Origin of the sequence: Luteolibacter ambystomatis, assembly GCF_018137965.1 — a bacterium.
Lineage (GTDB): Bacteria > Verrucomicrobiota > Verrucomicrobiia > Verrucomicrobiales > Akkermansiaceae > Luteolibacter > Luteolibacter ambystomatis.
The window spans coordinates 4,221,980-4,240,620 of record NZ_CP073100.1 but is presented as its reverse complement, the minus strand read 5'-3'; the positions used below and the strand labels follow the sequence as shown (position 1 = coordinate 4,240,620).

General features: G+C 63.4%; 21 protein-coding genes. 12 read left to right on the top strand and 9 right to left on the bottom strand.

Annotated features, from left to right (window positions below; genetic code table 11):
• The first annotated feature begins 74 nt into the window (after window positions 1–74).
• A complete protein-coding gene (locus KBB96_RS16295; protein ID WP_211630556.1) occupies window positions 75–869 on the top strand; it encodes a hypothetical protein in 795 nt (264 codons plus the stop codon).
• Window positions 870–1,056: 187 nt separating this feature from the next.
• The gene (locus KBB96_RS16290; RefSeq protein WP_211630555.1) at window positions 1,057–1,530 is read left to right on the top strand and encodes an EF-hand domain-containing protein; all 474 of its coding nucleotides are present in this window, start codon (window positions 1,057–1,059) and stop codon (window positions 1,528–1,530) included.
• Window positions 1,531–1,596: 66 nt separating this feature from the next.
• Here KBB96_RS16290 and KBB96_RS16285 read toward each other — a convergent pair whose 3' ends face one another.
• From KBB96_RS16285 to KBB96_RS16260, 6 genes are all read right to left on the bottom strand, one after another.
• On the bottom strand, window positions 1,597–2,172 hold the full coding sequence (locus tag KBB96_RS16285) for a hypothetical protein (RefSeq protein WP_211630554.1): 576 nt from the start codon (window positions 2,170–2,172) through the stop codon (window positions 1,597–1,599).
• A gap of 46 nt (window positions 2,173–2,218) precedes the next feature.
• Entirely contained in the window at window positions 2,219–2,878 is a 660-nt protein-coding gene (locus KBB96_RS16280) for a hypothetical protein (protein WP_211630553.1), read from the bottom strand.
• Window positions 2,879–2,887: 9 nt separating this feature from the next.
• Window positions 2,888–3,889: an MlaD family protein gene (locus tag KBB96_RS16275; protein WP_211630552.1), complete on the bottom strand. Its 1,002-nt coding sequence runs from the start codon at window positions 3,887–3,889 to the stop codon at window positions 2,888–2,890.
• Window positions 3,890–3,916: 27 nt separating this feature from the next.
• Entirely contained in the window at window positions 3,917–4,684 is a 768-nt protein-coding gene (locus tag KBB96_RS16270; protein WP_211630551.1) for an ABC transporter ATP-binding protein, read from the bottom strand.
• A gap of 91 nt (window positions 4,685–4,775) precedes the next feature.
• Window positions 4,776–5,693 carry a hypothetical protein gene (locus KBB96_RS16265; protein ID WP_211630550.1) on the bottom strand — a complete coding sequence of 306 codons (918 nt, stop codon included), beginning with the start codon at window positions 5,691–5,693 and terminating at the stop codon, window positions 4,776–4,778.
• A complete protein-coding gene (locus KBB96_RS16260; RefSeq protein ID WP_211630549.1) occupies window positions 5,686–6,231 on the bottom strand; it encodes an RNA polymerase sigma factor in 546 nt (181 codons plus the stop codon). Before KBB96_RS16260 ends, KBB96_RS16265 begins: the two co-directional genes overlap by 8 nt.
• 113 nt (window positions 6,232–6,344) lie before the next feature.
• On the opposite strand from KBB96_RS16260, the gene KBB96_RS16255 reads away from it, so the two are divergent.
• Together KBB96_RS16255 and KBB96_RS16250 are read left to right on the top strand one after the other, a co-directional pair.
• The gene (locus KBB96_RS16255) at window positions 6,345–7,280 is read left to right on the top strand and encodes a DUF6807 domain-containing protein (protein ID WP_211630548.1); all 936 of its coding nucleotides are present in this window, start codon (window positions 6,345–6,347) and stop codon (window positions 7,278–7,280) included.
• Between the two features lie 7 nt (window positions 7,281–7,287).
• The gene (locus tag KBB96_RS16250; RefSeq protein ID WP_211630547.1) at window positions 7,288–8,712 is read left to right on the top strand and encodes a Gfo/Idh/MocA family protein; all 1,425 of its coding nucleotides are present in this window, start codon (window positions 7,288–7,290) and stop codon (window positions 8,710–8,712) included.
• Window positions 8,713–8,727: 15 nt separating this feature from the next.
• Here the strand turns inward: KBB96_RS16250 and KBB96_RS16245 are convergent, their stop codons facing one another.
• The 3 genes from KBB96_RS16245 to KBB96_RS16235 all read right to left on the bottom strand — a co-directional run bounded on the left by KBB96_RS16245 (window position 8,728) and on the right by KBB96_RS16235 (window position 11,621).
• Window positions 8,728–9,243: a DoxX family protein gene (locus KBB96_RS16245; protein WP_211630546.1), complete on the bottom strand. Its 516-nt coding sequence runs from the start codon at window positions 9,241–9,243 to the stop codon at window positions 8,728–8,730.
• A 184-nt stretch (window positions 9,244–9,427) separates the two neighbouring features.
• The gene (locus KBB96_RS16240; protein WP_211630545.1) at window positions 9,428–10,312 is read right to left on the bottom strand and encodes a LysR family transcriptional regulator; all 885 of its coding nucleotides are present in this window, start codon (window positions 10,310–10,312) and stop codon (window positions 9,428–9,430) included.
• Window positions 10,313–10,343: 31 nt separating this feature from the next.
• Window positions 10,344–11,621: a DUF2314 domain-containing protein gene (locus KBB96_RS16235; RefSeq protein ID WP_211630544.1), complete on the bottom strand. Its 1,278-nt coding sequence runs from the start codon at window positions 11,619–11,621 to the stop codon at window positions 10,344–10,346.
• Between the two features lie 130 nt (window positions 11,622–11,751).
• On the opposite strand from KBB96_RS16235, the gene KBB96_RS16230 reads away from it, so the two are divergent.
• The 8 genes from KBB96_RS16230 to KBB96_RS16195 all read left to right on the top strand — a co-directional run bounded on the left by KBB96_RS16230 (window position 11,752) and on the right by KBB96_RS16195 (window position 18,526).
• Complete coding sequence (locus KBB96_RS16230) at window positions 11,752–12,468, top strand: pirin family protein (RefSeq protein ID WP_211630543.1); 717 nt, start codon at window positions 11,752–11,754, stop codon at window positions 12,466–12,468.
• 43 nt (window positions 12,469–12,511) lie between these two features.
• Window positions 12,512–13,159 (top strand): YceI family protein, encoded by a 648-nt coding sequence (locus tag KBB96_RS16225; protein WP_211630542.1) that lies wholly within the window; start codon window positions 12,512–12,514, stop codon window positions 13,157–13,159.
• 78 nt (window positions 13,160–13,237) lie between these two features.
• Window positions 13,238–13,798, top strand: a complete 561-nt coding sequence (locus KBB96_RS16220; protein WP_211630541.1) for a flavodoxin family protein — start codon at window positions 13,238–13,240, stop codon at window positions 13,796–13,798.
• A gap of 86 nt (window positions 13,799–13,884) precedes the next feature.
• Window positions 13,885–14,469 (top strand): L,D-transpeptidase family protein, encoded by a 585-nt coding sequence (locus KBB96_RS16215; protein ID WP_211630540.1) that lies wholly within the window; start codon window positions 13,885–13,887, stop codon window positions 14,467–14,469.
• Between the two features lie 251 nt (window positions 14,470–14,720).
• Entirely contained in the window at window positions 14,721–15,185 is a 465-nt protein-coding gene (locus tag KBB96_RS16210; protein ID WP_211630539.1) for a VOC family protein, read from the top strand.
• Window positions 15,175–15,753 carry an NAD(P)H-dependent oxidoreductase gene (locus KBB96_RS16205; protein ID WP_211630538.1) on the top strand — a complete coding sequence of 193 codons (579 nt, stop codon included), beginning with the start codon at window positions 15,175–15,177 and terminating at the stop codon, window positions 15,751–15,753. The genes KBB96_RS16210 and KBB96_RS16205 overlap by 11 nt, the downstream gene beginning before the upstream one ends.
• Before the next feature lie 11 nt (window positions 15,754–15,764).
• Window positions 15,765–17,636, top strand: a complete 1,872-nt coding sequence (locus tag KBB96_RS16200; protein WP_211630537.1) for a monovalent cation:proton antiporter-2 (CPA2) family protein — start codon at window positions 15,765–15,767, stop codon at window positions 17,634–17,636.
• Window positions 17,633–18,526: a YceI family protein gene (locus KBB96_RS16195; RefSeq protein WP_211630536.1), complete on the top strand. Its 894-nt coding sequence runs from the start codon at window positions 17,633–17,635 to the stop codon at window positions 18,524–18,526. Before KBB96_RS16200 ends, KBB96_RS16195 begins: the two co-directional genes overlap by 4 nt.
• Window positions 18,527–18,641: the final 115 nt, after the last annotated feature.

The window sequence follows — 18,641 nt, the reverse complement described above, 5'->3', positions numbered from 1 at the left end:
TATGGTTAGGCATAACTGATTGGTAGTTAGGTAAGGTTGTCTTAACTATCAATTCATGAGACTTGTCGTGTCCCATGAAATCCGCGTTCACCCTCCTCTGCGGACTGGCTCTAACCCCCCTCTTGTCAGCCCAATCCTTGGTCAATGGGACCAACTACTCCGACCTCTTCGGTCCCAATGGATCGAATGTCACCGTCAACCCCGCGAACTCGCTCTTGCTGACCGTCGGCGGCTCCGCCACCGGTCCTCTGGGCACCTACTGGGATGCCACCGCCAATGGTGGCGCCAGCATCCTGCTCGGTGCTTCGGAAAGCGGCGCGCGCATCAACCTGACCGGTTCCTCGCTCCAGTTCGGAGTGGTGAATACCGGTTTGGTCGGTGACCTGCTCAATGCCGGTCTCACCGGCCTCACCGTGGATTGGTCCTCCACCGCCACCTTCGACAAGGTGGGCAGCCAGTTGATCCTCCAGCCGAACACCACCTACCGGGTGAGCTTCCTGCTGGATGGTTCCAACGGCCTGCTGGACTCCGGCGTCGCGGTGTTGCCGCAGTTCCACGTCGAACTGCTGGATGGAGCGGGCACCAACATCGGCACGGCCAGCAGCGGCACGCTGGTGGATGTCGTCGGCCTGTTGGGCAGCGGCGTTCCCTCGGGAGTCGCGACCATTGATTTCACCACCGGCAACACGGTGAACTCCAATCCGGCCTCGATCCGCTTCAGCGGCAGCGGGATTGCCAATGTCTCGGTGCTCGGTCTGGGCACCACCTTCGCCACCGTCTCCGGGCTGAACATCAGCCAGGTTCCGGAGCCTTCGATTTTCGGTCTTGTCGGTTTCAGTGCCTTGGCCCTGCTAAGGCGAAAACGATAGGGCAGTGTTGGGAACAGCAACCCAGGCGGTGTCGGCTTTCCGGGGGGAGGGCCGATGCCGTCGACGCACGTACACGTGGCGCGCCTTGACGGACCGGCGGAGCGGTCGTAGGGAGCCGCGTCCACCCGCCGCCGGGGCCGGTCCCTTGACAGGTTCGGAAGCGGGTATATTTTGGGTTTCTTAAACAATGAAGGCACTTCTCCGCACCACTCTGGGAGCCGCATTGCTGTGGCTCGGCCTCTTCCCGACCGAAGCACACGCGATCAGCGCCAGCGTGTATGACAAGCTTTTCGACCGGGCGGACCTCAACCACGACAATTTCCTCTCGCTGGATGAATTCCTCGCCACGCAGCCCCGCGGTTCCCGCTGGGTCGATGTGGCCTGGCGTTTCCAGTACAATGACGAGAATCAGGACAACTATCTGGACAAGCTGGAATACCGCGCCTCCCGTGGTGGCAAGGACGGCGGCCGGCCGTCGAAGGTGAACACCTTTCTCACCGCGGATCTCGATCATGACAATGCGCTCGATCCTTCCGAGTTCGCCCTGACCCAGCCGCAGGTCTGGCCGACGCGCAAGGTGATGATCCTTTTCGCCCAGCGCGACCGCGATGCCAACGAGGAGCTCAGCCCGAAGGAATTCGGCGTGGTTCTTCCGAAGTGATCGACCCGGGTCTTTTCGAGCCGGAGTGCCGTTCCGCGGCCTCCGGCTTTCTTTTTGCGGTGACGCTTACTGTGGCGCGATGGAATCGAGGAACTCCGGCGAGCAGCCCTTGATCACGAACCAGCCATCCCGGAAGCGCACGGGTTTCAGGGCGTTGGCCAGAGCGACGAAAACCAAGCCACCGAACATGACCACGATGGCGGCCAGCAAGAGAAAACCCGGCCAAGAGGCATTGGTGGAACTAAAGGCAGCGATAGATGCACCGATGCCGCCGAGGCCTGCGAAAAATCCGAGCCAGCCACCGATCATGCGGTTGCGGAAGCGGGCGCGCTCCGCCTTGCTCAGGCTGTAGGTGAGGGTGAAACGCTTTTGGATGACCGCGGCCACAATGATGGCGATCAGAGGACTGAGCAGGACCAAGGCCCAGACCCAAGGCGGGGTGAAGACCATCTTCTTGGATTTCGTCCAGTCTTCCGGGTTGATGGGGGCGTTCGTCCGCACGCAGCGCGGCGGCAGCACCGCCCCATCCCACACCACCAGGAATTTCCCATCGCGGCGCACCAGGTCGTTGCTCGCCACCACCGTGACGGGAGCAGGAGCTGCGGCTGCCGGAGTGGCGTAGGGATTGGCTTCGATGGACATGCCCCGTGCCTAGCAGATTGTCTGCCGGGGAGGTATCAAATTCAGGTCACGAAACGGCCTGTCTCTCCACGACCAGCGATTCCAACGTGGTAGGAGCAATCACCAGTTGTGCGAGGGCGAGGGGATGGACACCCCGGATTTCGAACCGATCCGCTTCCCTTCTCCGGCAGCGAAGATCCCGGCGGATGAAACGCGTGTGCAGATACAGGATCAGCCAGGTTCCGCCACACACCGCCTTGATCCACCACAACTCGTCTTCGTAGGGGGAAAAGACGAACCCGGCCACCAACAGCATCATGATGCACGAGAGAACCGTCCGGGACAGGATGGTGGGCTTCAGGAAAAAGGCGTGGAGGTGGCAGGAGGGCAGGAACCAATGGACCACGCTCATGGCGAACAAACCCATGATGCCTCCGGTGATGGCTCCCATGAGTGCATTCTGATCCCAGAAACCCGCGGCTCCCAATGAGGCAGCCACCGGCAGCAGCAGGTGGAACCACCAGGGATACAGCCGCAGTGTGAGGCGGCGCAGGATCATGCGGTCCGCGGTACCACCGGTAAGCGGATCGATCATCGGCAGCAGCGCCCCGTTCGCCACCCAGAGCCGCGCGTTCCGCATTTTCCAGCCATGGGAGGCGGGCGCATCCGGCGGTTCGGCTCCGGCGGATGGCGTGGCGTAGGGATTGTCAGAGGCGCCTGTCGGCATGTGACAGCATCAGCGGCGCTTGCCGCGAAAGCGGTTGCGCGGGTCGTTCTCGTCCTCCATCTCCGCGTCCTTGTAGCGGAGGATGCCGCGCTGGCGGAGATTGCGGATGAAGGTGCGGGCGTCGGTGCCGGTGTCCTTGTCGTAGGCCAGGGCACCGAGAAGCCCCTCGCTCTTCTCGGCTTTGGAAACCGCGTGGCCGATGCTGTCGGCGGCATTGGCGATGGCATCGACGGCCTTCGGCACTTCCTTGAAGGCGGGGCGGATGTCGGTGATGGCCTTGTCCGCGCCATCGGCGGCTTTTTGGATGGAATGGATCGCCTCGCGGGCATCGGCGATGGCCGGCTGGAGTTCGGTGCTGGCCTTCTTCCACTCGGCGGTGGCGTCCTTCAGGTTGGCGATGGTGTCGTCGACATTCGCGAGGTTCTTGTCGGAAAGGATCGAGACATTCACCTTCTCCACCGTTTCACCGAGACGACCGGTGACGGCGCGCAGGTCGTCCACCGCGGAGTCGATTTTGATCACGGTGCCCTCCGTGTTCTTCATCAGGCGGCGGACATCTTCCGTTACTTTGGTGGCTTGGTCGGCGATCGCATCGAGACCGCCGGGAGCGCCACCAAAGACCGTCTGATTGGGTTCGAGGTAGGCGCCGGTTTTTTCCACCGGCGGGGTAATCACCACGAGCTTGTCGCCCAGCAGGCTGGCGGAGGCGATCTGGATGTTGGAGCCGCTGGGAATGCGGATGCGGTCATCGACGGACAGAACCACCTGGACCTTCACTGCCTCATTGAGTTCAGGCGCCGCAGCGACCTTGCCGATCTTCGCGCCGCCCATGCGGACCTCGGAGCCTTTGATCAGGCCGGACGCGTCATCGAAGATCACGGTGACTTCATAGTGCCCGCGGATGCGGTCGCCGAAGCGGCCGAATTGGATGATGAGCCCGCCCAGCAGGAGCAGGCCGACAAGGAAGAAGAGCCCGACGAAGAGTTCGGTGCGGCGTTCGGAACTGGCCATGACGAAAAGGGAAAGGTGGAGAGGGATTCAGTTGTCCCAGGGTTCGCCCGAGTCGCCTTCGATGAAGGCGCGCAGCTCGGGATCGGCGGTGTTCTGGAGTTCATCCGGCAAGCCGGTCCAGTAGACGCGTCCTTCCTTGAGGAAAACGATGCGGTCGGCAATGCGGAACACGCTGCGCATTTCGTGGGTGATGACCACGTTGGTGATGTTGTAATTGTGCTGGAGGTCCTTGATGAGGTGGTCGATCGAGTCGCCGGTGATGGGGTCGAGACCGGCGTGCGGCTCGTCGTAGAGCACACACTCGGGGCGGGAGACCACGGCGCGGGCGAGGGCCACGCGCTTGCGCATGCCGCCGGAGAGATCGGATGGCATCTTTTTTTCCTGGCCGGGCAGGCGGACGATCTCCAGCGCCTCGCTGACGAGGCGGTTGATCTCCTTGTCATCCTTCATGCCCTGTTCCCGCAGCGGGAAGGCGATGTTCTGGGCGACGGTGAGGGAGTCGAACAGGGCGCCGCCCTGGAACATCATGCCGATCTTTTTCCGGATCGGTCCGAACTCGCGTTCCTTCAGGCAGCCGATTTCCACGCCATCGACATGGATGGTGCCCTTGCGCGGTCTGAGCAGGCCGGGCAGGTGTTTCACCAGCACCGACTTGCCGCCGCCGGAGCCGCCGAGCAGGCAGAGGGTCTCGCCGCGGTGGATGTCCATGTCCACGCCGCGCAGGATCTGCTGGCTGCCGAACCGTTGTTCGAGCCCCCGGATCTTGATGAATGTGTCGGCGGCGTTGTCGGCCATGCAGAGGAGAAACCACGGACTTGGCCGCCGCGCAAGCCGGGGTATGGGGCGGAATCGGCGAACGCCGTTTGAAACCGGTCGCCAAGGGGGGTCAAAACAGCCCGCCGAGCTTCCGCACGTCGGTCTTGCCGACCAGCATATAGACGTCGTTGCTGTCCGACCAGGTCGCCACGGACCATTCGCCGGCACGGGAGAACTTCGGTGCCTGACCGCTGGGGCAGGCGTCCTTGATATCCTCGCGGCGGAAGATGATGAAGTGGACGATGCCGTCTTCACCGCGGTTGAAGCAGATCAGCGAGCCGCGCTTGCCATCGATGATGAGTTCGCGGCAGCCGATGCCGGGCACGTTTTCCAGACCCTTCGGCAGGCAGGTGCAGCCGGGGCAGGGGAGGTCCTTTTTATCCAGATGGCGGAACAGCACCTGATGGTTGGAGTCCTTCTGCTCCAGATCGAAGGAAGGGGACTCGAAGGTTTTGAAGAACCCGGCCTGGACGGCGGAAACCGGCACGCGGGCATCGGTGCGGACGGTGGAATGGCTCCTGCCAGATCCAGAGCCGGGAAGGATCTTCGGCAGCAGGAAGGCCAGCGCCACCCCGGCGGCCGCGGCCACCGGCAGGCCGATGCGGAACCAGGGAAACGGCTTCCTCACCACCGGCGCGGACGGTTGTGCGGTCATCGCCGCGAGGATGTCCGCGCGCAGGTTTGGCGGCGGTTGGACGGCAGCCAGTGCGGAAATGAAGGCGCGGTCGAGATCGTCATGCGGCAGCGGCAGTTCGCCACGGGCTACGGCGAATCCGGCAAGGATGTCCTCGCGCAGGTCGGCGGGGATCGGCACGCGGCCGAGCGCATCCGAGAAGGCGGCATCGCGGGCACGTTCTCCGGCCAGCCACTCGCCCAGTTCACGATCCTCCGCGGCGAGGCGGAGCGCCCCGGCAAAGTCCGGATCGCCGGCGTCCGCGCCCTCCGGGCGGAAGCTGCGTAGAACGAAACGGGCGTGTTCCTTATCCATGGTGCTGTCGCAGGGCCTCCGGGTTGAGTTGGAGGATGTTTTTCGGCGCGCTGGCCGGTTCCGCGGTCATCTGGCGGCGCAGCATTTCCTTTGCCCGGGAGATGCGCGACATGACCGTGCCAATGGGGATTTCGAGGATTTCGGCGATGTCCTTGTAGCTGTGCTGCTGGAGGTAGAAGAGGGCGAGGGGGGCGCGGAAGGTTTCATCGAGCGAGCCGAGCAGTTCGAGCGCGCGCTGGCCGTCCATCTGGCGATCGGCATCGTCTTCGCTGGAGGCCAGGGTGCCGTGGAGCGACTCCACCGGCTCGTCCGAGTAGCGGGAGGCGCGGCGGCGCTGGGCCAGGAACTCGCGGTGCAGGGTGGTGAAGAGCCAGGTCTTGGCCTTCGAGCGGTCGCGGAGCTGGTCGCCCTTTTCCGCCCAGGTGCAGAAGGTTTCCTGTACCAAGTCGGCCGCCCGGTCCGGGTCACGGGTCAGCGACACTGCAAACCGGAACAACGGTTGGTAGTGGGCGTCGACCAGTTCCTGGAATTCGCTCATCGGCTGGGAATGGGAGATTTCCAGCTTTTGGATATTCCCGAAAAAATCAATGCTGGCGCTCCGTTTAGAAATACTCTCATTCTCCAACGGCTCTGTTGTTATTGCATTCAATTATGAAAATCCTGCTACCCCTCTTTTTCGCAGCGGTCCTGCCTGCTTCGGCGGCGTTCCGCACCGAAGCCGGCAACGGCTCCCTCAAGGTGTTCGACGGCGACAAACTGGTGACGGAATACCGCACCGATGCCCGCACGCCGTATCTGGCTCCGCTGCTTTCGCCCGGCGGAGCGACGCTTTCCCGGCACTGGCCGATGGAGAAGGACGTCGCTCCCGGCGAGGAGCGCGACCACCCGCACCACCGTTCCTTCTGGCTTTCCTACGGGGATGTCGATGGCTTCGACTTCTGGGCGTGGACCAGCAAGAAAGGTGAGCCGAAGATCGTCCACAAGGGCTTCTCCGGCGTGAAGGCGGATGAACGTTCCGCCACCTTCACCGTGGATCTCGTCTGGACTGCGGATGGCACCGACCGCCTCACGGAAAAGCGCACTTATACGATCCGCAAGGCCGAGGCCGAGACCACGGAGATCGAGCTCGCCACCGTGATGGAGTCCGCCGGGGCGGAAACCTTGTTCGGCGATACCAAGGAAGGCTTCTGCGGCCTGCGTGTGGATCGCACGCTGCGCCTCAAGGGCGAAACCGCCAAGGGCCACATCGCGGACAGCGAGGGCCGCACGGACCAGGATTGCTGGGGTAAGCGCTCGAACTGGGTCGCCTTCACCGGCCCGGATGAAAAGGGCGAGCCTGCGGTGATCGCGATGATGGATCATCCCTCGAACTTCCGCCACCCGTCATGGTGGCACGCCCGCGACTACGGTCTTCTCGCGGCGAACCCCTTCGGCATCCACGATTTCGAGGGCAAGAAGGACAAGACACTCGGGCAGCACGTCTTGAAGAAAGGAGACAAGCTGGCGTTCCGTTATCTCGTCGTCCTCCATCATGGGACCGCGGACAGCGCGAAGCTGGCGGACCGTTGGAGCACTTTCTCCAAGTAAACCCGCCATGAACCGCCGCCACTTCCTCACCGCCTCCGCCTTCGCGGGCACCTGGTGCCTTTTGTCTCCGCGCGCCCGCGCCCTCGGGGCGAACGAAGACCTGCGGGTCGCCGTGATCGGTTTCAACAGCCGCGGCAAGGCCCACATCGACTCGCTGCTGAAGGCGAAGGGTGCCCGTCTCGTCGCGCTCTGTGACGCGGACTCCGCCGTGCTCGACAAGACCGCCGATGAACTGGCGAAGAAGGGCACGGTGGTGGCGAAGTACGGCGACTATCGTAAATTGTGCGAGTCGAAGGAGGTGGACGCGGTGGTGATCGCCACGCCGAACCACACCCACACGCTGATCGCCATGACGGCGGCGGCGAATGGCAAGCACGTCTATGTCGAGAAGCCCGTGTCCCACAACGTGTGGGAAGGCCGCCAGCTGGCGGAGGCGCAGGCGAAGTACAAGGTGAACATCCATCACGGCTTCCAGCGCCGGTCCGAGACCTGCTGGGAGGACGCGCTGGAATGGCTGAAGGAAGGCCAGATCGGCAGGATGACCCTGGCCCGCGGCTTTTGCTACAAGCCGCGTCCGTCCATCGGCAAGATCGGCGCGCCGGCGAAGCCGCCCGCAACCGTGGACTACGATCTGTGGAGCGGCCCGCGCGAGCTGCTGCCGGTGAAGCGCACGAAGTTCCACTACGACTGGCACTGGCAGTTCCCCTATGGCAATGGCGACCTGGGCAACCAGGGACCGCATCAGCTCGATGTCTGCCGCTGGGCGATTGGTGATCCAGCCTTGCCGAAGGCGGTGCTCTCGGTGGGCGGCCGTGTCGGTTATGAGGACGATGGCGACTGGGCGAACACCCAGCTTGTGTGGCTCGACTACGATCCGGTGCCGGTGCTCTTCGAAGTGCGCGGCCTGCCGAAGAAGGGTGTCGACTACAAGAGCGGCAGCGATGCATTCAAGGGCGAGTCCATTGGCAATGTCATCGAGTGCGAGGGCGGCTGGCTTGCCGGCGGCCACTCGGCGGGTTGCGAGGTCTTCGACAAGGACGGCAAGGTGGTGAAGGAGTTCAAAGGGACGAAGTCGCACATGCAGGAGTGGATCGATGCGGTTCATTCCGGCAAGCAGCGCTCCATCCACAGCGCCGAGTCCGGCCATTTGTCCGCGGCCCTCGCGCATATCGGGAACATCTCGTGGCGCACCGGTGCCGATGCGCCGATGGACAAGATCCGCTCCGCGTTCGCCGATCCGGCGAAGGAAGCGATCGATCGTCTGGCGAAGCACCTGGAAGCGAACGGCGTCGATCCGGCGAAGACCCCGCTGAAGCTCGGAGCCGCGCTCGCGGTCGATGCGAAGGCGGAGCGTTTCACCGGCCCTGGTGCCGAAGCGGCGAATGCCCTCCTGAAGGGCGATTACCGCAAGGGTTTCGAGCTGCCTTTGTAAGCTTTTGGGTGTCTGTCAGGGTGCTGCCGCTTTGTGGTGGCAGCACCGTTTCCCGATCAGGTGATCAAGAGAAACGCGTCCCGCGCCAAAAGCCAGCAGGACCAGACAGACGACCAGGAACGGAAATGGTTTCTGATCAATGAAGGCGCTGACATGGGTCATGAACGCGCTGAACCCGGTGGCATCCGCAGCGTCTTCAGGATGGAGCACGTCGTTGAGATGCGCTGTTAGATAGGCGACGATCATCGAGATCGTGAGCGGCACGGCGGCGAGCCGGGTGGCCAGGCCGAGCACCAGCAACAGCCCGCCGATCATCTCGACGTTCGAGACAAGCACCGCATGGAAATGCGGTGCCGGGATGTGCAGGCTTTCGAAGAAGCCGGCGACCTTGTCGAGGTGCGCGAGCTTGCCCTTGCCGGTGAGGAAAAACTGCGCACCGATGGTGAGGCGGAGGAACAGCAGCACCAGATCCCGGCCGGGTGCCTCAAGGACGTGAAGGCGGGAGCAGACCTTGGAGAGGTACGGGTTCATGATCCCGTTTGATACCACCGGGCGGAGTTTATTCCAAGGAGTTGAGGCTTCCGTGTCGCGATGCGATCTTTGTACGTAGTTCCTCCTTCAGGAGGGCTGGGTTGGGCAACGATACGTCAGACACCCTCCTGAAGGAGGAACTACATACATTTTGCCTTCGAAACTCCGGAGCCTTCCGCTCTCCTCACGAACCCGCAGCCACCTTCAACTCTTCCACGAACGCCAGCACCCGTGCGGGCACTTCACCCGTCGCGGCCACACCGGCGCTGACCTTGGTGGTGAGCGGTTCTTCGGAAAGCGGACGCATCACCATGCGCGCATCCGCACCACCGCTGATGCGGGTGGTTTCCGCCGCGAGGGCGAGCCCCATTCCGGCCTCTACCGCGGCACTGAGGCTGACGATGCCATCGAACTCCCCCGCGATCTTCGCCTGAAGGTTCCGCTCTTTGAAAAACTTGATCACGCGGTCCCAGTAGTCCGGATAGCCCTCGCGCTCGAACAGCAGCAGGCGCTGGCCATCGAGATCCGCGGGGTCGATGCGCTTCTTTTTTGCCAGCGGATGGCTGGCGGGAATCAGCACGCGCCAGCCGACATGGCGCAGCGGCTCCCAGCGGATCGCCTCACCCGGGCACGGCGCGGTGACCATCAGGTCCAGCTTGCCCGCCGCGATGCCATCGCGCATTTCCGCGCTCGACCAATCGTGAAGCGTGATCCGCACCCGCGGATGGAGCTGGGTGAAGCGCTCGATGGCGATGGAAAGGAAATCGGAAGCAAGGGAAGGGGAATAGCCCACGCGCAGCGGTTCGCCATCGGCCTCGGCTTTCACCTTCTGCACCATCGCATCGGTGAACTTCAGCAGCTTCACCGTCTCGCCGCGCAGCACTTCACCGGCCGGTGTCAGTGTGACCGAATGTGCGCCGCGCTCGAACAAGCTCACGCCGAGTTCCTCCTCCAGCGCCTTGATCTGGCGGCTGAGTGCGGGTTGCGTGAGGCGCAGCACCTTGGCGGCGGCAGTGATGCTACCCGCCTCCGCTGTCTCCGCAAATGCCCGCAACTGACGCAGTTCCATGGGCCGAAAGTCACGGCTCGCAAGACGTGGGTCAACTTCCATCGGCGGCCTCAAGAGTCCGTTTGCCCACGGCATCCACCGCCTTCACCGTGTGGAACCCCAGAGGCTTGGTGCCATCGGCTGGCAGAAAGGCCCAGTCGTTGAGATCGGCGAGATCCAGGGCGACCGGATCCCCGAGCTTCAGCCCGTTGAGATCCACCGGTTCGTTTTCCAGCGTTCCGTAGGCAGTTTCCTCCGAGAGGTCGGTCACGGAGAACCAGATGTATTCCTGTCGGTTTCCAGAACGCACCGGCCCTTTCACGAGGAATCTCTCGCCGTTGTCCCGTTCGAGCCAACGCTTCCTGAAATCGGGGAACGAAGCCCGGGCTTCGGTGACCGCGGCCACCATCAGGGGATCATCGTCTTCGACATGGATCACCGGCGGCTGGGACCGTTGGGTGAAGTCTTGAAGCGGTTCCGGGCCGCACAGCTTGGCCGCGACCTCGTCGTCCCACACGTTGATCTGCCCGGTTTCGGGGCGGAAGATCGCCAAGGTATCACCGTCAGCGAGTTCGCGGAGTAGCCGGAAAATGTGGGGGTAGAACGATTCTGCCGGCAGCGATTTGTCGAATGGCGCCGTCAGATCGATCGACAACCAGGCACCGTGATCCCGAACGGCTTTCTGCAGCCGCATTTCAGGAATCGACGCAATGACGGGTTCGACGTCGTCAAAGTAAGGGTGGGCTCGGTTGTGCACCGTCCAAAGTCCCATTCCATTGCGCACGATGAACAAGAAGCCCTCACCCACCGCGAACAACTCCTCGTCATCTCCGGCTTTTTGCGGATGGCTCCAGGCCCGGCGAACGGCGGCGGAAAGGGTGTCCTCATCGAGTGGCAAGGCGTGGCGCCGGAGCAGGACGATTGAGATCATCGGGGTGTCGTCGGATTCCTCGGAATCGGGCGGAAGGGTTTCATGGGGAACCAGCGGATCATCCCAGGTCGCCTGGTTCCGGAGGATGCGTCCGTATTTCCGCCAGCACTGCCAGAGGCCCACGAATAGTAGGAGACCAATGGCGGTCTTGATGCCGAGGCCTTTCCGGAGGAGGACCGAGAGGTTGTAGACGCTCATTGCAAGAACCATCCCGAGGGTGAGATAGATGCCGGCGATCTTGTGCCGGTGGAGCAGCAGCCCCGCGACGATGAGGGTGGCAGTTTCGGTCGCCACCAGCCAGTGCTGACCTGAGGCGAGCCAGATGCAAAGGGCGCCTCCGAGCACCATGAGCATGATGCCGTCACTTTTGGCTTCGTCTCCAATCGTTTGCGTGGCCATGGAGCGGACGCTGCCGGTGTGGTTCAGGGGTGGCCAGACAAATCACGACGAGGGAACCCATGCCTCAACCATATGCTCAGCCTGACGAGCGGGCATTATCCAGAATCCGGATTTCTGGCATGATGAACCCATGAAAACGAACCCGACGCTGACCGTCCGCCGCAGTGAAGAACGAGGCCATGCCGACCACGGCTGGCTCGACAGCTACCACACCTTCTCCTTCGCGGACTACTACGATCCCGCCCACATGGCCTTCCGCTCGCTGCGCGTCATCAATGACGACCGCATCGCCCCGCAGGGAGGATTCCCGAGCCACCCGCATCGCGACATGGAGATCTTCTCCTACGTGCTCGACGGGCAGCTCGCCCACCAGGATTCCATGGGTAACAAGCGCGTGCTCAATCCCGGTGAGATCCAGCTCATGAGCGCCGGCAAGGGCGTGCTCCATTCCGAGTTCAATCCCTCGGCCAAGAACTGGACCCACATGCTCCAGATCTGGATCATGCCCCGCGAGCGCCAGCTCGAGCCCGGCTACACCGAATGGAAGCCCGCGCCCGGCACGGAAAACGATCCCAAGGTCCTCGTGATCTCGCCGGACGGCCGTGACAATTCCGCCACCATCCACCAGGACGCGGACATCTACCGGGTGAAGCTGGCTCCCGGCCAATCCATCACCCACGAGCTGCCGGATGGCCGCGGCCTGTGGCTGCATGTGGCGCGGGGTTCCGCGAAGGTCGAAGATGTCGATCTGAACGGCGGCGACGCGATCTCTTCGGAAACCGCCGGCACCTACACCATCGCCGCCGGCACCGAACCCTTGGAGGCCCTTCTTTTTGACATCGGCTGAAACCGTGCTCTCTAACCAACGATCAACCAAAACAGACACTGATATGAAAACCACCATGCTCCTGGGCTCCGCCGCCCTCCTCGCACTCGGCCTCGTTTCCTGCAACGACCCGGCCAAGAACACCGCCAAGGCCGACGTGAAGGATGCCGTGGCCAAGTCCGACACCGGTGCCGCCGGCGGCACGAAGTACACGTTCACGCCGAATTCGAAGATCGACTTCATCGGAGCGAAGGTCACCGCCAGCCATCCCGGCGGCTTCAAGACCTTCAACGGTTACTTCACCGTGAAGGACGGCGCGCCGGTCGGTAACGATCACAAGGTCACCATCGACATGAGCTCGACCTGGGCCGATGGCGGAAACGAAGAAGGTTCGGCGAAGCTCACCGGCCACTTGAAGTCTCCCGACTTCTTCGACGTCGCGAAGTTCCCGCAGTCCACCTTTGATGTCACCGAGCTGAAGAAGAACTCGGACACCAGCTACACCGTTTCCGGCAACTTCACGCTTCACGGCGTGACCAAGAACATCTCGTTCCCCGCCACGGTGTCGAAGAACGGTGAGGCGGTGAAGATCACCTCCGAGTTCAACATCAAGCGCCAGGACTTCGGCATCACCTATCCGGGCATGGCGGACAACGCCATCAAGGACCAGGTCGTGATCAAGCTCGACCTCGAGGCCAAGCCGGGTGCCTGAACCCCGATTGTCAGGTTCCTCCGATGGATTGCGGAGGGACCTGACAGCCCTGATGTCTCTTCCCACTCCCCACTTCTTATGAAAACCGCCGTCGTTTATTTCTCCGGCACCGGTAATACCGCCAAGATGGCGGAAGCCGTGCTCACAGGCGCGCAGTCCGTCGCCGGCATTGACGCCGAGATCCACGCCATCGAAGGCAAGGACATTGTCGAAGGCCGCTTCACCAACGAGGCGCTGCTCGCATCGCTGGATGCCGCGGACGCGATCATTTTCGGCTCGCCCACCTACATGGGTGGCCCGGCCGCGCAGTTCAAGGCCTTCGCCGATGCCACTGCCAGCCGCTGGTTTGGCCAGGGTTGGAAGGACAAGCTGGCCGCCGGATTCACCGTTTCGAACTCCCCGAGCGGCGACAAGCTCGGCACGCTCCAGTACTTCCAGATCCTCGCCGCCCAGCACGGCATGCTGTGGGTGACGCTCGGGTTGCTGCCGAACATCGAGCCTCCCGGCCTCAACCGCCTCGGCTCGTTCGGCGGCGCCATGGGCCAGGCCGGACAGCTCGAACTGTCCGATCTGGACAAGGCCACCGGCCGGGTGCTGGGAGAGCGGGTCGCCTCGGTGGCCCTGAAACTCAAGGCCTGACAAGGGTTCCGCGCGCGCGGGCATCGTTTTCCAGTTGGGTGCGGGGGCATTCCGTGTTAGAGTGCCCCTTCCACCCCTCAGAACGCATGTCCCGCGCGCTCTTTCTACTGGCCCCTCTGGTCATCGCCACAAGTCTGGTTTCCTGCACCATCGGCCCGCTGACGACGATATCCGCCCCGCATCTGGCACCGGATCCGGACCGGCATCTCTTCGATTGGCAGGACGATGGCGGCCCGGGCGAGGTGGCGGTGAAGATCAATTTAAGCACCCAGCGGGCGACCTACACCCGCGGCGGCCGTCCCATCGGCTGGTCCTATGTGGCCACCGGCAAGGAAGGCCACGGCACGCCGCCGGGGCGCTACTCGATCACCGAGAAACTGGAGGACAAGTACTCCGGCTCCTACGGCTGGATTGAGGACGAGTTCGGCAACACGGTGAATGGAGACGCCACCCCGCGCACCCGCGTACCGAAGGGCTGCCGCTACGTGCCGGCTCCCATGCCATTCTGGATGCGCATCACCGGCTATGGCATCGGCATGCATGCCGGCATCATTCCGAATCCCGGGGAACCCGCCTCGCACGGCTGCATCCGCCTGCCGAAGCCCTTCGCGCCGATTCTCTTCGACAGCGTCCGCGTCGGCACTCCGGTGACGATCACGTACGGCGGTTGAGAGCCTTTCTTGTAGCCGATGTCGTGAGACTTCGGGCTGGGAGAACGCCCGTGGTTGCTGCTGCGGTCTTTGCTTTCAGACTTTCTCCAACCGCGGCCGAACTGCGATGTCGGAGTGTTTGGGGATCATCTTCCCCGCCCGAAGTCTCACGACTCCGGCTACGCGAAGAGATCACTTGTGCCAATTTTGCCGCTGGCGTTTTCCCGGGGCTGTGAGAAAGGGTGACGGAACTCAAACCCACGAAAACCACCATGTCCGAGTCACACATCCCCGAAGGCTATCACAGCGTCACCCCGTCCCTGACCGTCGCCGATGCACCGGCGGCACTGGAGTTTTACAAGGCCGCGCTGGGTGCGGTGGAGATTTTCCGCATGCCGGATGAGAAAACCGGGAAGATCATGCACGCGGAAATCGCGATCGGGAATTCCCGCATCATGCTCTCCAGCGAGTTCCCGGAATGGGGCTGCGTGGCTCCGGAGGTGGGCCAGGGTGGCGCCTTCATGATCTACGTCCCGGATACGGATGCTGCTTACGCGCAGGCCATCGCCGCCGGTGCCACCTCTCTGCAGGAGCCCACCGATATGTTTTGGGGTGACCGCACCTCCCGCGTCGCCGATCCTCACGGCTACCGCTGGAGTCTCGCCACCCACGTCCGCGATGTCTCGGAGGAAGAGATCGTGAAGGCGGCGAAGGAGTGGGATTGCAATGCCTCCTGAAGCGATGGGCAAGGTGCTGGTGATATTCGCGCATCCGGCGTTCCATCGCTCGCGGACGAACCGCGTGCTGGTGGAAGCCGCCCGGTCTGCGGAAGGCGTGACGGTCCACGACCTCTACGAGACCTATCCGGATTTTCTCATCGATGCCCGCGCGGAGCAGCGTCTGCTGGAGGAACACGATGCCGTGGTCCTCCAGCATCCATTTTTCTGGTACAGCAGTCCGGCGCTGGTGAAGGAGTGGCTCGATCTGGTGCTGCAATACGGTTGGGCCTATGGCGAAAAAGGTGATGCGCTGCGGGGCAAGGTGATGGCACAGGCCATCACCGCGGGCGGTCCCGAGGATGCCTACCAGCGTGAAGGCACGAACCATTTTTCCGTCCGCGAACTGCTGTCTCCCTTCGAACAAACCGCGCGCCTGTGTGGCATGGCGTATGCCGAGGCCTTCACCGTTCACGCGGCGAATCACATCGGGGATCCGGACCGCACCGCTGCGGGCGAACGATACGTGGAATGGCTCACGGCAATCCGCGACGGTTCGGCCTCGCTCTGGTTGCCGGGTCCGGGTTAGGGGTGGGTCGCGTGGCATTCGAAAGCGTTTTCCTCCAGGCCTTCATTTACCTCGCCGCCGCGCTGGTGGCGGTGGTGGCGGGCAAGCGGCTTGGCCTTGGCGCCGTGCTCGGGTATCTCATCATCGGCGCGGCCATTGGTCCGTGGGGCCTCGGCCTGATCGGAGGGGAGAGCGAGCAGATCACCCACTTCGCCGAGTTCGGAGTGGTGGTGATGCTGTTCCTCGTCGGCCTCGAAATGCGGCCCACCGAACTGTGGCGGATGCGGCGACAGATCTTCGGATTGGGCGGCATGCAGGTGGTGCTGTGTTCGCTGGGCTTGGCCGCTGCGGCGGTGGCCTTCGGTTGCCACTGGAAACCGGCGCTGGCGATGGGGCTGATCCTTGCGATGTCCAGTACCGCCATTGTGCTGCAATCGCTGGCGGAGAAGAACCTGCTGCGCACCGAGGCGGGCCAAAACTCCTTCGCCGTGCTGCTGTTCCAGGATCTGGCGGTGATTCCGATCATCGCCGCGCTGCCCTTGCTGGCTACCGGCGGTGCCCGTGAGGCGGCGGCCCATGCCTCGCATGATTGGATGGAAGGCTGGCCCGCATGGGGCAGGGGCCTGGTCACGCTTGGTGCGGTGGTGCTGGTGGTCATCATCGCGCGGCTCGCCACCCGGCCGTTGTTCCGGGCCATCGCCAAGACCCGCCAGCGCGAGGCTTTCACCGCCGCATCGCTGATCCTCATCATCGGCATCGCCCTTCTGATGACGAAGGTCGGCCTCTCCGCCGCCCTCGGTACCTTCGTGGCCGGCGTGGTGCTGGCGAACAGCGAGTACCGCCACGAATTGGAAAGCGACCTGGAGCCGTTCAAGGGGCTGCTGCTCGGGTTGTTCTTCCTCGGCGTGGGGGTGGGCATCGACTTCGGGCACATCGGACGTTTTCCCGGTACGGTGCTTGGCCTGGCCGCCGGGTTGATCGTGGTGAAGGCGGTGCTGATCTACGGACTGGCCCGGCTGCACCGCTCGCCGCGGGAGTCTTCGTTCGTCTTCGCCGCGGCGCTCGCGGGTGGCGGGGAATTTGCCTTCGTCCTCATCGGGTTGGCGATCAGCTCCGGGGTGTTCAATGAAACCCAGGCCAAGACGCTCACCGCAGGCGTGGCGATCTCGATGGCGGCGACCCCGCTGCTCATTCTCGCCAGCCATCGTCTCACCGCCCGTGCCATGAAAAAGCCGGTGTCCGATCGCGAGAGCGACCTCCATGACGAGGGCGCGCCGGTCATCATCTGCGGCTTCGGCCGCTTCGGCCACATCGTGGGCCGCCTGCTGCGCACGCAGGGGGTTCACAGCACGGTGCTCGACAACGATCCGGACCAAGTGGACACGCTGCGGGCGATCGGCATGCCGGTGTTCTTCGGCGATGCGGGCCGGCCGGACATGCTGCTCACCGCCGGAGCCGCCCGCGCGAAGATCCTCGTGATCACGCTGAAGGATCCGGCGATCACGCTGAACATCATCGAAACCGCGCGGAAATACTTCCCGCACCTCCAGATCTTCGTGCGCGCCTACAGCCGTGCCGAGGCCTACGAACTGCTGGATGCGGGCGAGCAGCGCATCTATCGTGACACCCTCGATTCCTCGCTCACGATGGGCACCGATGTCCTCCGCGAGCTGGGCATGCCCGCCTACACCGCCTACCGCGCCGCCAAGCTCTACCGCCGCCGCGACGAAGTCTTCCTCCGCAAGATGGCCAAGCACCGCCACCAGGACGATGACGCCTTCCTCTCCGCCGCCCGCGAGGTGCAGAAGACGCTCGACAAGGTCATGCGCGAGGAACCCGGCCACGGGATCGGAGATGAAGGCTGGTCACCGCCCCTCGCAGATCCTAACAAAGAAACGCCATGATCGCTCCCTCCGCCCTGGCCACGGAACTCGCTTCCGCCCATCCGCCCGTGGTCCTCGATGTCCGCCTCGCGGACGACTACGAGGCCTGCCACATCGCAGGCGCGCTGAACAACGCCGTCTTCGAGGTTTCCTTCAACGAACGCTTCCCTGCCCAGCTTCCGGACAAGGCCCGTCCCGTTTGCATCTACGGGGCTTCTGGTAGCAGCCACGAGGCCGGCATGGCCGTGGAGAAACTCGAGCGCGCCGGTTATACCGATGTCGCGGAGCTGGAAGGCGGTCTCGAAGCCTGGCTCGCCGCCGGTTTGCCAAACACCTGCGGTGCGCCGCTGCCGCCCGCACCTGCGGTTCCGCATGGCCGCCTGCTGGTGGATCTGGAGCACTCGCGCATCGGCTGGACCGGCCGCAACCTGCTCAACCACCATCACGGCTACGTGCCCGTGAAATCCGGCTGGCTGGATTTCGTGAACGGTCGTCTCACGGGCGGTGAGATCGATATCGATCTGGAGCACATCGGCTGCAACGACCTCGCAGGCACCGACTACCACGCCGTCCTGATCCGCCATCTGCACGACCACGATTTCTTCGATGTCGCGCGTTTCCCGGAAGCGCGTTTGGTCATTACCTCCGCCACCCATCTCGATGCGGGCAGCCCCGGCGCTCCGAATCTCCACGTCCACGCGGATCTGACGATGAAGGGGCAGACGCACCCGATCGAGTTCGCCGCCGCTTCCGGTGTCACCGCCGAGGGCCAGGCCGCCGCGCAGGCGTCGTTCGCCATCGACCGCACCCGCTGGGGCGTTCTCTACGGCTCCGGCAAATTCTTCCACCGCCTCGCCGGACACCTCGTGAACGACTTCATCGAGTTCGAGGTGAAGATCGTGACGGGGTGACTTTTCTTGTAGCTGGAGTCGTGAGACTTCAGGCAGGGAAGATTCACATAAATGCCAAAGGAATCAGTCTCCTTTGGATCTCCGCCTTGGATCAGCTCGGAGGTGAAAGAGGTAT